The following is an 11,976-nucleotide window of genomic DNA, read 5'->3' as shown; positions in this document are numbered from 1 at the left end:
GACCGGAAGATGAAAAAGGCGCCCATCCTTCTGTTTCTCGCGACGCTGGCCGGCTGTTCCTCGATCGAGCCCGTCGTCGCCCTGCCCCGCGCCGACGCCGAGTCGCTCCGACGGGAGGACGAGTTCCAGCAGGAAGCCAGCCTGGAACGTTTGCGCCAACAGGATGCAAGGGTCTTGGCCGTCTCCTACCGCATCAACACCGCGAACGCGGATCTCTGTGAAGACAAGGCCGCCTTGGGCGGCCTGGCCCTGCATCATGCGCTTCAGTACGGCGCCGCGAGCCGCGCCACGGCTAGTCGCTACTTCAAGCTCGACGGCTTCCCATCCGTTCTCGCCGTCGCCCCCGGAGGCGCCGCGGACAAGGCCGGCGTCCGCATGGGCGATACGCTGCTCCAAGTCGATGGCGTTTCCTTCAACGACGCGGGGGCCAGGATCGCCGACAGCAAGGTCACCTACGACGAGACGCTTCGCGCGAAGGAGCTGCTGGACAAGGCCTTGTCGGATGGAGCCGCCACGCTCACCGTTCGCCGCGACGGCCAGACGCTGACGCTGCAGCTTCAGCCCGTGACGGGTTGCGCCTACGAGGCCCAGCTGATCCCGTCCGAGGACGTCAGCGCCTGGGCGGACGGCCAGCGCGTCTTCATCACCACGGCGTTCGTCCGCTACGCGGCGGCCGATGATCAACTGGCCGTCGTCCTGGGGCACGAGCTCGGCCACAACGTCCTGAAACACCGCACCCGGATAAAGGACGGCGGTCCCGCCGGCGCGATCCTGGGCAATATGGGAACCGCGCCCGGAGGACTGATCACGCTTGAGCGCGAAGCCGACTACGTCGGCCTCTATCTCATGGCTCGCGCGGGCTACGACTATTCGCAGGCCCGCGACTTCTGGCGGCAGTATGGGGCGGATTACGGCCGCTCGCGGTACTCGACCTGGACCCATCCGGGCTCTCTCGAGCGCGCCATGAACATCGGCGCCGCCGCCGACGAGATCAAGGCCAAGCGTGAGAGGGGCGAGCCGCTATTGCCCACTCGCCCCCAGGCCTCCGGGAAGTAGCGCCGGACTACTTCTGCCCGCTGACCTGAAGCATGTTGATCCGCTGGCCGTTCGGCATCTCCATGTCGCCCGGCTTCATGCCCTGAGGGCACTCGCCCACCCAGGACGCGTCGATCGTGACGGTGCGGGTGCCGTTCATTTCAGGGATGGGCGCGCCGCTCGTGGTGGCCTCGGCCTTCAATTGGTACCGTGAACTGAAGTCGCCGACAGCGCTGCCGGTGGTCGCCGTTTTCACGCCGACGCCCTCGCAAACCGAAGCAAACTTCCAGGAGCCGTCGGGCTGGCGCTGCAGATCATTCTTGCTGCAGGACTGACGCAGCCCCTGCTGGCCCCACCAAGCGAGCTTGGAGTCGCTTTCGGGGTCGATGCAAAGCTGCACCGTCTGGATCACGTTGACCCCTTCGACCAGCATCGTCTGCTTCCAGAGACCCGGCTTGCGCTTCGGAACCTCGACCGGCGCCTTCGCTTCGGGCTTCGCCGCAGGCGCCTTGTTCTCCGAACACCCGGCGACCGCCAGCAGCGCGACGGTGATGACACCCGCTTTAAACATGCTCACGATATCCACCCCTTCAACTGCGCGAGTTGTACGATTTGAGGCCAGGATGTGCCCTGGACGGTCCCGGGAGGCAAGCACTCTCGCCCCTGACGGAGAAAGAGAATAATAAGCGCCAAAATGACGAGAGGCCTTCCTTGAAAATCCTGGTAACGGGCGTCGCCGGCTTCATCGGCTACCATCTTACACGCCGACTGGTAGCGGACGGCCATGAGGTCATGGGGGTCGACGGCATGACTCCCTACTACGACCCGTCGCTGAAGGAGACCCGCCTCAAGAACCTCCGGCTCAGCAATGCTTTCGGTTTCGAGCAGATGATGCTCGAAGACGGCGACCGCTTCTCTGATCTGGCGCAGTCCTTCAACCCCGAGATCGTCATCCATCTCGCGGCTCAGCCGGGCGTCCGATACAGCCTCGAGAACCCGGCCAGCTACGTGGACTCCAACATCGGCGGCACCTTCAAGGTGCTCGAAGCCGTGCGGAGGCTTGAAGTCGGCCATCTGATGCTGGCGTCGACCAGCTCGGTCTACGGCGGCAATCAGAAGATGCCGTTCCAGGAGAACGAGCCGGCGGACCACCCTCTCAGCCTCTACGCCGCCACCAAGAAGGCCACGGAGGCGATGAGCCATTCCTACAGCAGCCTGTTCGACATCCCCACGACGGCCTTCCGCTTTTTCACGGTCTACGGCCCCTGGGGGCGGCCCGACATGGCGCCGATCAAGTTCGCGAACGCGATCGTCAACGGACAGCCGATCGACATCTACAATCACGGCGACATGAAGCGGGACTTCACCTACATCGACGACCTCGTCGAAGGGATCGTACGCCTCATGCCGTGCGTCCCTGTCCGGAACACCCCGGTCTCGCCGCTGGACTCGCTCAGCCCCGTGGCCCCCTGGCGCGTCGTGAACATCGGCGGCGGCCGCCCGACGGACCTGATGACGTTCATACGATCGATGGAGAACGCCCTGGGACGAAGGGCGGAGTACAATTTCCTCCCCCTGCAGCCGGGCGACCCGCAGGTCACCTACGCCAGCGCGGACTTGCTGGAAGCGCTATGCGGCTACCGGCCCGAGACCGACATCGACGCGGGCCTGAAGGCGTTCTGCGACTGGTACCTGGCGGCTTATGCGCCACGCTAGCCGCTCGAAGCCCGGGCCGCTTCGCCTCGCACATGCCCATGTTGCAATCTCGCTGATCAACCAGCAGAAAGGCGCGCCGAGGGTGCAGGCTCCCGGACATCATCCCTCGCCCACCCAATTCCCCGCTTTCGAGACTGACAGATGCTAGGCGTGCTGAGACGCGGGTACCGCGTCATCGATACTTATCTGCTGGGCGCTCTCATGGGGCGGACGACGACGGCCTCGTTCTGGTACATCCCGGAGCCGCCCGCCGTCTATGACGCCGAGACCCTGGACCGCTATGAGGACTATCGGGCGCACGGCGTGGTCTCGCCCGTCTATCCGATCGATCACCGGCAGAAGACCGCCTATGACCTGACCAATTCGGACGGGATCATCGTCCTCAAGTATCCCGAGCCGGTGGGCGAGCAGATCAATCCCGAAGCGGCGTTCCAGTTCGCGCTCGGCCTCCACGACCGGTTCATCGCGGGCGAGGGCGATGCGCTTCGCGACCAGTTTCTCCACTATGCCGCCTACTTCCGCGATCGGCAGACCGAGCAAGGCGATTTCAACTACGAGTTCGACTGGGCGGGCTGGAAGGCCCCCTGGACCTCCGCGCTGGCGCAGTCCCGAGGCGTTTCGGTGATGCTGCGCGCCTATCTGCTCACGCAGGACGAGACGTTCGCCGTGGCGGCGAGGCGCGGCCTCTCGAAGTTCTCCGTCCAGATCTCGGACGGCGGTTACCTGGGGATCTCCAACGAAACCGGCTGCCCCTATTTCGAGGAGTATCCGCCCCGGCCGAGCGCCGTGATCAATGGCTTCATGGCCGCCGCCATCGCGCCCTGGGAAGTCGCGCGCTGGCTGGGCGACGAAAAGGCGGCCGAACTTGCGGCGATGGCGAAACAGTCCATCGAGAAGATGCTGCCCCACTACACGACGAGCTGGTGGACACTCTACGACCACAATCCCGAAACACCCTTCCCCAACTATCATAGCCCCCGCTATCAGATCATGTGCGTCGGCTATCTGAAGGCTTTGTCCAGGATGTTCCGGTCCGAAGAAATCGCCCGTCACGCGGCGATCTGGGAGAAGCAACTGACGCCGCTGAACAAGGCGCGGGCGACCGTCCTGAAGTTCGTCCGTAAGGCCGTGTACGAATGACCGTCGGCAAGCTCTTCAGCGGCTTCATCGCGGTCGCGCTGCTCTTCTCGTTCCTGGCGACGCCGCCTCTGGACCCGCTCGGTCCGTTCGAGATCGGCCTGATCGCCGTCCTCGTCGGCGGCTTCTTCATCAGCATCATCCGCCTGTTCGGCGGCGACATGCGCACGCTCCGGCAGGACAGGAGCCTGTGGCTGGTCGCGTTCCTTTACCTGACCTCGTTCGCCATTTCGGCGGTGATGTCGGTCGTCAAGGGAACCGACATCACCTCAGTGATCACCTCCACGGCCCCCTATGTCGGCATCATTCTCCTTGGGCTGCCCTGGTGGCTGCTGCGGGGCGCGGTGGAGCCGACGACCCTGGACAAGGCGCTGATCGGGATCGGCCTGCTTCAGGCGCTCTACATCATCTATCTGTTCCTCTCGAACACGCCGGCCTTCGACGCCCAGTCGATCCTGTTCTCCCGCATCACCTTCCTGGACGGCCGGATTTCGCACCCCCTCTTCCTGGTGGGCGCGGTGGTCGCCTTCGTGTTCGCCGCCGCCGCCGTACCGGGATCCCGCCGGCAATGGACGCTGGCGTCGGTCGTCCTGGCCTGCATCGTGGCGGCGATGATGACCCAGACGCGGTCCCACATCCTGTGCATCATCGGCGGCATCATCACCGCCCTGATCCTGATCCAGTTCTTTCCGCCCCAGAACGCCGTGGGCGCGCCCAAACGCCTGTCCAAGCAGATGCGATGGGCGATGGTCATCGGCCTTGTCGCCTTCTTCGCCCTGATCTTCTTCACGCCCTACTTCACCGTCTTCATCGAGGTCATGCTCACGCGGCAGCGCGAGCAGGGCGACGGCCGGATCGACAGTGAATGGATTCCGGCGCTGCGCGCCTACCAGGAAGGCGGCTTGATCACCTGGCTGTTCGGAACCGGCGCCGGCGTGGGCTTCGTCACCTACGAGGGGGATGTTCGCGCCTATGTGCACAACATCTTCATCTACTTCCTCCTCTACAACGGCGTGTTCGGCGTCGGCTGCCTGATCGCGCTGTGGACCACGCTGGGCTTCAGGCTGCTCGGCCTGTGGCGCCGCAACGGCGACTCCACCGCCCTGGCGCTGTTGGCGTCGCTGGTGTGCCTGTTCATGTACGCCCAGCTCTTCGCCGTTCATAAGGCGCTGTCGTTCAACCTGCTGCTCTGGGTGGCGATGAGCTATGTGATGACCCGCCCGGCGATGGCGCGGCGGCCGGTCCGCGCCGTGGGCGTCCAGCAGGTCCGCATCATAGCCTAGCGACAGGAACCGCGGGCCCGTCCGCGCCCAGCGCGCATGGGCCCGTCTGGCGCCGCTTCAAGCAGCGGAGACGGCGGAGCGGTCCGTCTAGGCGAGCCGCTCTGTCCTCGGGCGGAAGAAGGCCCAGACGCTCAGCAGCAGCAGCAGCGCATACGCGCCGGCCAGCGCGATGGACAGCTGGACGACGGCGTCATGGAACGACACGCCGGCCCGACTGGCCATCACAAAGACCAGGACGACCGACAGCAGCTGCACGACGTCGAAGATGAGCTTGAGTTCAGGCCGATTGGCGGCGCTGCAGACCCAGGACAGAGGCAGCACGACGAACCGCGCGGCCAAGGCCGGGATCATATAGACGGCCAGGACGCCCGACGCTTCCCACTGGGCGCCCATCACCAGCTTGAAGAGCCAGGGGCCTGCGAACCAGAGGACCCCCGCGGGGACCAGAGCGAGGAGCGCCAGGCCGACCCCGGTCAGCAGGAAGAGCCGTGCGGCCGCGGCCCGGTCCGAGTGGAAGAGCTTGGAGAAATGGCCGACGAAGACATCGCCGACGGTCTTGTTCACGAAGCCCAGCGGCACGTTGAGGACCTGGTCCATCACCGTGTAGACGCCGGCGGCCGCCAGGCCATATGAGCTGGAGATGATCGGCGCCGCGGCCAGCGTCCCCAGGTTGTTCAGGAAGGACGACGGCATCCGCGTGAGCGGAAAATGGCCGTAGCGTCGCGCCGCGCCGACGATGTCCGACCACCGCTGATCGAGCAGCCGCCTGGCGACTTCGCGCCGCTTCTTCCAGAGCGCGAAGATGGGCGTGAGGACCCGCATGCAGGCCTCCCCCAAAAGAAGGCCCGCGCCGACGCCCAGGAAGCCGAACCCCAGCTGGAAGGTCACGCGGGAACCCGCTTGCGCCAGGGTCATCTGCGAGGAGGTCGACCAGTCATGCTCGCGGGCGAGGAATATCTGGACGCACAGGGTTGCGGCCATGCCCACGATGGTCGGCGCCAGCAGAAGAGCCGTCCAGGCCGGCAGAATCCGTACGGGCGCAGGCCCCAGGGTCAGCACCAGCCAGACGACCAGACTCAGCGCAAGCCCGAGAACCACGCTGCCGAGCAGCGAGGCCGCGAAGAGGCGGTCCGCATCGGCGTCCTCGCGCGCCGCGATGATGGCCTCATTGTAGCCCAGCGGCGGAATCGCCGCGAGCGTGGTCGCGACCGCGAGGAAGACCCCAAACAGGCCGAAATGCTCCGGACCGTAGATACGGGTCAGGACCGGGGCGACGGCCAGCGCCGCGAGCTGCGCCGCCACGGTCGCGCCGCCGACGCGGGCCATGGCGCTGAAGTAGCCGCCCAGGCCGCGCGCCCCCAGACGTGCAGCGAGGCGTCTCAAGCCTGGTCGCCCAGCCAGATCAAGCTCACGGCTTCCTTGAAGGCTTGGGGGTCCGAGATCAGAGCGGCGTCGCTGAACAGCGCCTCCAGGTTCGCATCGGAGGGCAGGTAGTCGACGATCTGCTTGCGCCGTTCGGTCAGCGCCTCACGCAGCACCCGCCCCAGTCCGCCCTCGATCCAGCGGGCTTGGTTGACGTCGAAGCCGCGCTTGTCCCGGTTCAACCGGATGCTGTCGGGGACGAGATCCTTGATCGCGCTCCGCAGTATCCATTTGCCGAAGCCGTTGGCGAGCTTGTGCCTCTCCTGGAGAGCCAGGCCGAACTCGACCACGCGATGATCGATGAACGGAAGGCGGCTCTCGACGCTGTTGCTCAGCGAGTTCCGGTCCTCGTACCGCAGGAGGGACGGCAGGCTATAGCGCGTGATGTCCAGCACCTGGCGATCCAGCGGCGTCTGCCCCGCGGACATCCCGGCGCCGGAGGCTTCGACCTCGGCCGGCAGCCTCAGACGGGACGCCATCCCCGTTCCGCCCTGCGCATAGCGGGCGCGCTCGCTCCAGAACACGCCGGCCCGTTTCGCGATGGCGAGGGCGAAAGGCGCCATGGCCAGGGCGAGATGCGGTCCCTCGCCCCAACGCTTCTGGCGAAGGATCGATTGGGCGTAGAACAGATAGAACTTGCGGTAGCCCATGAAGGCCTCGTCGCCCGCCTGCCCCCCCAGCAGCACCTTCACGCCATCCTGGCGCGCGGCGCGGAAGACGGCGTTCTGGGCCATCATGCTCGCGTGCGGGAATGGCGCTTCCTGAGCCCGGTAGGTGCGCCAGAACAGGTCCTCGATCTCGGCGGGCGCGGTCGGCCAGACATACCGAGGCTGCACGCCCGTCGCGTCGACAAGTTCCTTCACCAGCGGCCCTTCACTCTCGGGCACGTCTGGATGGGCGAAGCTGTAGCCGACGATGCGAGGGTGTTTCCTGGCGGTGATCGCCGCGATCGTGGTCGAATCGACGCCTCCGCTCAGCGACACGCCCACCGGCACATCCGCCCGCAGGCGTATCGAAGAGGCGTCGTCCAGAAGGCTCAGAAGACGGGCTTCGAGCTCCTGGAAGCTCAGGCCCTCGATCTTGGCCCGCTCGGCTTGGACCCGGTCCGCCACGTCGTAGTAGCGCCCCTGCTCGAGGGCGAGCCTGTCGCCGCGGAGCTTCACGGCCAACCAGGTCCCGCCTTCCAGCGCCTTCAGGCCTTTGTGCGGCGAGATGTCCGTCTCGTCTTCGTAGTATTTGAACCTCAGCCCGCGCGCGACATAGGCGAGATTGGGCTCGAGGCCGGCCCAGCGGGCGATCGTTCCCGTGGTCGAGGCGAACGCCAGGGTCGCGCCGTCGGTCCAGTAGTAGAGGGGCTTCACGCCGAAGCGGTCGCGAACCAGCAGCAGTTCGCCCTCAAGCCGGTCCAGCAGGGCGAAGGCGAACATGCCGTAGAACTTTTCGAGGGCGGCCTTGCCCCAGGCTCGGTAGGCCTCGATCAGGACTTCCGTGTCGCTGGCGGTATGGAATTGGACGCCGTCGGCCTCGAGCTGCTTCCGCAGTTCGAGATAGTTGTAGATCTCGCCGTTGAAGACGATGGTGAACCGCCCGCTGGCGTCATTCATCGGCTGGTTGGCTTCAACGGAAAGGTCGATGATGCTCAGCCGGTTGTGGCCGAGCACGACCTCCGCGTCTCCCGCCTGGAAGCGCTCCACGACGAGCGCATCCGGTCCGCGAGCGGTCTGCGCCTCCGCGATTGCCTGGACCAGGGACACGAGATCCTGGCCTCGCCGAAGCGTTGTCGCGCCCGAGATACCGCACATTGGATTGCGCCCTACTTTCGCTCGCCCACCGGACCTGGAGCCGGAATAGGCGTTACCGGATCAACGGCGCAAGAGCCTACGGCTCAAACGGCGCGCGCCGACTTCTTTGCGACCATGGCCTCGATATGATCGGCGTAGGCCGCGTAGTTGCCTTTCTGGTCGAAGCGGGAATCGAACAGCGCGCGCATTTGGGTCGTCATGCGCGCCCGCTCCTGGTCGTCGGAGGCCAACAGGTCGATCGCGTCCGCCAGCTGGTCGACGTTCCCGCCGGTCACGTTGACGCCGACGCCATACTCGTTGATCAGCTCGTGCAGGTCTCCCGTGGCGCCGCTGATGATCGGCAATCCGCTGGCCATGTACGAGAAGGTCTTGTTGTTGAAGGCCTCCGACGGAAAATTCATCAGGAGCAGGCCAACATCGGAGCCGCGCAGGAGCGCGTCCATTTCGTGCGGCTTCATCCACCCGACATAGTGGACACAGGCGTGAGCCGCCGCGCGCCGCTCGACGACGTCCGCGTCCTGGCCCGCGCCCCCGATCAGGAAGGCCACCCGGTCCTCCCGCAGGCGCCCTTGCTGCTTGAGGCGGTCAACGGCGTCCAGCAGGAGCGCCGGATGCTGGGTCCGGTTGAAGGTGCCCGCGAAGGCGAAGACCGTCTTCCCCCGGGCCGCTTCCAGCGCGCGACTGATGGCGTGATCGCTCTCGAGCGGCTTGGCCGGCACGTCGAAGTTCTTCGGCGCGGTCGTCAGGAAGAAGACCTTCTCGTCATCCGTGCGGGGGCGATCCGCCTTGGCCAACCCCCAGTCCATCATGGAATTCATCATGGCCACGATGCCGTCGGCGCGGCGCAGGGCCTGGCGCGTCCGCCTCTGCTCGAAGACCATCGCCACCCCGCCGGCCGCCCGCTTCACCAGCGACCCGCGCGTAAGATCGAAGAGGATGTCCGGCCATTTGTCCCGGATGTCGATCAGCGTGACGGCGCCGATGGAGCGCCCGAACTTCACGGCGGCCGCCGCCGTCACATGGTCGGGAGACGAGGCCACGATCGCGTCGGGTCGCGGCGCCGATCGCGCCTGCTTCGCGAAGTCCGCGGCGGCCATCCAGTGGTCCACGAGCCGCCGCGGGCTTGTGTTCTGCTGATAGCCGCAGCCCTTCATGAAGCGGATCTCGAGCCCGTCGGACCGACGGACGGGCTTGCCGCCGGACTCGACCCACTCCTTGCGCCACTCCTTGCGGATGTGATCCCACGCCGAGGTCCACATCACGACCTCATGTCCCCGGCTGAGCAGCTCGCTGCACAGCAGCATGGACCGCGTGTTCGCGGCGTCGTCCAGGCGCTGGCCCATGACGGTCGTCCAGATACGCATGCTCAGTTCGCTTCCGTCATCCGATAGGTGGCCAAGGGGCCGATCCCCGCCGGGACCGATCGAACGCCCCTGCCGAGCAGGCTGTATCCGCAAGCCTCGATGACGCGGATCGACGGCGCGTTGTCGTCCTCGACGAGGTACCACATGCGCTTGAATGCGCCCCGCCAATGCTCGTGGATCAGCCCGATGGACGCCTTGGCCAATCCCTGGCCCCGCATCTCGGGGGCCGTCCAGGTGGCGCCGATCTGAAGATCGTCCGCCGCCATCTCCGGGAACCGGAAATAGCGCGGCGTCACCAGAGAGCTATGCGCCAAGGTCCCCTCGCGGCTGATCATGATCACGCCGCAGTTCGGGTTGGCGAACAGACCCAGCTTGTCGAACAGCCACCAGACCGCGTTGGGGTAGGAGGGAAGACTACGCGGCGGCAGGCCGTCGCGCCTCGGCTTCCAGACCGAAACCTCGAAGCCATCGGGCAAGGCCGGGAGCGGCTGATCGAACCCCGCTGCCTCGCACCGATAGAAAAGGACGCTCAAGCCTCGGCCTCCGCGAGAGCCGCGCCGAAGATCTGTGCGCCGCCGGGCGGCGGCGCCGCCGGTAAGGTTCCTTCACGACGGCACACCTCGATCAGCTCCGGATCCGCGCCCAGGCGGGTCAGGATCCGGTGAACGCCGCGCAGGGCCGCCGGCTTGGAGACGATCGCGACGCCGGTGAGCCAGATGATCTGGATGTCGAGAAAGATCGAGGACTTGGCGACGTACAGAAGACCCAGGCGGCTCTTCCACGGACGGATGATGCGGTTGTAGAGCGCATCGGCCTCGTCGGAATGGCCGAGGATGTCGCCCTCGTCGGAGAAGACGATCGACGAGAGGTCGGTGATCCCCGGGCGAACCGACAGCAGCTTCATCTCTTCCTGGGTGTACAGATCGACCCCCCAGTTTCGCGTGTTGGGCCGCGGCCCGACGACGCTCATGTCTCCCTTCAGGACGTTCCAGAACTGAGAGAGCTCGTCCAGCTTGAAGCGGCGGATGTACTTCCCGACAGGCGTGATCCGATTGTCGCCGACGCCGGTGGAGTTCACGCCGGTCTTGTCGGCGTTCACCACCATCGAGCGGATCTTGATCATCATGAAGTCCTGGTCGTTCCGACCAACGCGGCGCGCCTTGTAGATCGGCGAATGCCGGTCGTGAAACCAGACCAGGAACAACGCGCTCAGCATCACAGGCGAGAGCGCCAGGAGAACCAAGCCCGAGAAAAGAATGTCGAACGCGCGCTTCATGTCGATCTCTATCCGGCGGCCTTCAGGGCGTCACGGACGACGGCGGCGATCGCCGGCGCGTCCATCTCGTAGGCGCGACGCAAGAACTTCTGGTCCCCGACAATGGTGGGGTACAGATCGGAAAGCCCGACCCTCCGGAAGCTGCGGACCTTAGCCCCGCCTTCAAGGCAGGCCTCCGCGATCGCGCCGCCCAGGCCGCCCAGCTTGTTGTGTTCTTCGACGGTGACCACGACGCCGCATTCGGACGCGATCGCAACCACGCCCTCAACATCCAGCGGCTTCAGGGTATGCACGTCGACGACGCGAACCGCGGCGCCTTCAGCGGCCAGAGTCTCGGCCGCGGCCAACGCCTCGCCGAGGATCGCGCCCGTGGCGAAGATGACGGCGTCGGCGCCGGCGCGCACTTCTCGCACCTTGCCCAGCACGACGCTGGCGGGCGCGGGCTCAAGACCGGCCTTGTCCTTGTCCAGACGCAGATAGGCGGGACCGCCGCGGGCGTGAAGCTGGCGGGTGAGCTCCAGGGCCTGCCAAGGATCGGACGGCGCCACCACCGTCATGTTCGGCAGAGCGCGCATGATCGCCAGGTCCTCGGTCGCGAAATGCGACATCCCCAGCTGCCCGTAGGAGAATCCCCCGCCGACGGAAACGGCGGTGACGTCCGCCTCGTGGTAGCAGACATCGTTGCGAAGCTGTTCGAGGCACCGCAGCGTCGTGAAATTGGCGATGGAATAGGTGTAGGCGCGAGCCCCCTCGAGCGCCATCCCGGCCGCCAGGGCCGTCATGTTCTGCTCGGCGACGCCGGCGTTGATGAACTGGTCCGGCCGGTTGTTGGCGAAATCCGTGAGGACGCCGAAGCCGAGATCGCCCGTGATCAACACCACCCGGGGATCGATCTCAGCCAGTTCGGTCAGCGCCTTGATGAAACTGTCCCGCATCGTCTT

11 protein-coding genes are annotated in these 11,976 nt (G+C 66.0%); 4 read left to right on the top strand and 7 right to left on the bottom strand.

What is annotated here, in order from left to right:
- Positions 1–9 precede the first annotated feature (9 nt).
- Positions 10–1,056, top strand: a complete 1,047-nt coding sequence (locus tag CSW64_RS01345; protein WP_099620406.1) for a M48 family metallopeptidase — start codon at positions 10–12, stop codon at positions 1,054–1,056.
- Positions 1,057–1,063: 7 nt separating this feature from the next.
- On the opposite strand, the gene CSW64_RS01340 is transcribed toward CSW64_RS01345, so the two are convergent.
- Positions 1,064–1,606, bottom strand: coding sequence for a DUF3617 domain-containing protein (locus CSW64_RS01340; protein WP_099620405.1), 543 nt, complete (start codon positions 1,604–1,606; stop codon positions 1,064–1,066).
- 140 nt (positions 1,607–1,746) lie between these two features.
- On the opposite strand from CSW64_RS01340, the gene CSW64_RS01335 reads away from it, so the two are divergent.
- From CSW64_RS01335 to CSW64_RS01325, 3 genes are all read left to right on the top strand, one after another.
- Positions 1,747–2,751 (top strand): NAD-dependent epimerase/dehydratase family protein, encoded by a 1,005-nt coding sequence (locus tag CSW64_RS01335; RefSeq protein ID WP_099620404.1) that lies wholly within the window; start codon positions 1,747–1,749, stop codon positions 2,749–2,751.
- A 150-nt stretch (positions 2,752–2,901) separates the two neighbouring features.
- Positions 2,902–3,891, top strand: a complete 990-nt coding sequence (locus tag CSW64_RS01330; RefSeq protein ID WP_172448421.1) for a D-glucuronyl C5-epimerase family protein — start codon at positions 2,902–2,904, stop codon at positions 3,889–3,891.
- On the top strand, positions 3,888–5,171 hold the full coding sequence (locus tag CSW64_RS01325) for a hypothetical protein (RefSeq protein ID WP_099620402.1): 1,284 nt from the start codon (positions 3,888–3,890) through the stop codon (positions 5,169–5,171). Before CSW64_RS01330 ends, CSW64_RS01325 begins: the two co-directional genes overlap by 4 nt.
- Before the next feature lie 87 nt (positions 5,172–5,258).
- On the opposite strand, the gene CSW64_RS01320 is transcribed toward CSW64_RS01325, so the two are convergent.
- The 6 genes from CSW64_RS01320 to CSW64_RS01295 form a co-directional block, all read right to left on the bottom strand.
- Positions 5,259–6,554: a lipopolysaccharide biosynthesis protein gene (locus CSW64_RS01320; protein ID WP_150131299.1), complete on the bottom strand. Its 1,296-nt coding sequence runs from the start codon at positions 6,552–6,554 to the stop codon at positions 5,259–5,261.
- Positions 6,551–8,395 (bottom strand): asparagine synthase (glutamine-hydrolyzing), encoded by a 1,845-nt coding sequence (gene asnB / locus CSW64_RS01315; RefSeq protein WP_099620400.1) that lies wholly within the window; start codon positions 8,393–8,395, stop codon positions 6,551–6,553. The genes CSW64_RS01320 and asnB overlap by 4 nt, the downstream gene beginning before the upstream one ends.
- 83 nt (positions 8,396–8,478) lie before the next feature.
- Entirely contained in the window at positions 8,479–9,759 is a 1,281-nt protein-coding gene (locus CSW64_RS01310) for a glycosyltransferase family 4 protein (protein ID WP_099620399.1), read from the bottom strand.
- A 2-nt stretch (positions 9,760–9,761) separates the two neighbouring features.
- Positions 9,762–10,292, bottom strand: coding sequence for a GNAT family N-acetyltransferase (locus CSW64_RS01305; protein ID WP_099620398.1), 531 nt, complete (start codon positions 10,290–10,292; stop codon positions 9,762–9,764).
- Positions 10,289–11,035 carry a sugar transferase gene (locus CSW64_RS01300; protein WP_099620397.1) on the bottom strand — a complete coding sequence of 249 codons (747 nt, stop codon included), beginning with the start codon at positions 11,033–11,035 and terminating at the stop codon, positions 10,289–10,291. Before CSW64_RS01300 ends, CSW64_RS01305 begins: the two co-directional genes overlap by 4 nt.
- A gap of 8 nt (positions 11,036–11,043) precedes the next feature.
- Positions 11,044–11,970, bottom strand: coding sequence for a transketolase family protein (locus CSW64_RS01295; RefSeq protein ID WP_099620396.1), 927 nt, complete (start codon positions 11,968–11,970; stop codon positions 11,044–11,046).
- Between the last annotated feature and the right edge of the window lie 6 nt (positions 11,971–11,976).

The organism is Caulobacter mirabilis, from assembly GCF_002749615.1.
GTDB lineage: Bacteria > Pseudomonadota > Alphaproteobacteria > Caulobacterales > Caulobacteraceae > Caulobacter > Caulobacter mirabilis.
This window is presented reverse-complemented; position numbering and strand designations above follow the sequence as displayed.

Bases quoted from the DNA above. Each gene is read 5' to 3' on its own strand.
- CSW64_RS01345 (WP_099620406.1), top strand. From the start codon at position 10: ATGAAAAAGGCGCCCATCCTTCTGTTTCTCGCGACGCTGGCCGGCTGT.
- CSW64_RS01340 (WP_099620405.1), bottom strand. From the start codon at position 1,606: ATGTTTAAAGCGGGTGTCATCACCGTCGCGCTGCTGGCGGTCGCCGGG.
- CSW64_RS01325 (WP_099620402.1), top strand. From the start codon at position 3,888: ATGACCGTCGGCAAGCTCTTCAGCGGCTTCATCGCGGTCGCGCTGCTC.
- asnB (WP_099620400.1), bottom strand. From the start codon at position 8,395: ATGTGCGGTATCTCGGGCGCGACAACGCTTCGGCGAGGCCAGGATCTC.
- CSW64_RS01310 (WP_099620399.1), bottom strand. From the start codon at position 9,759: ATGCGTATCTGGACGACCGTCATGGGCCAGCGCCTGGACGACGCCGCG.
- CSW64_RS01300 (WP_099620397.1), bottom strand. From the start codon at position 11,035: ATGAAGCGCGCGTTCGACATTCTTTTCTCGGGCTTGGTTCTCCTGGCG.
- CSW64_RS01295 (WP_099620396.1), bottom strand. From the start codon at position 11,970: ATGCGGGACAGTTTCATCAAGGCGCTGACCGAACTGGCTGAGATCGAT.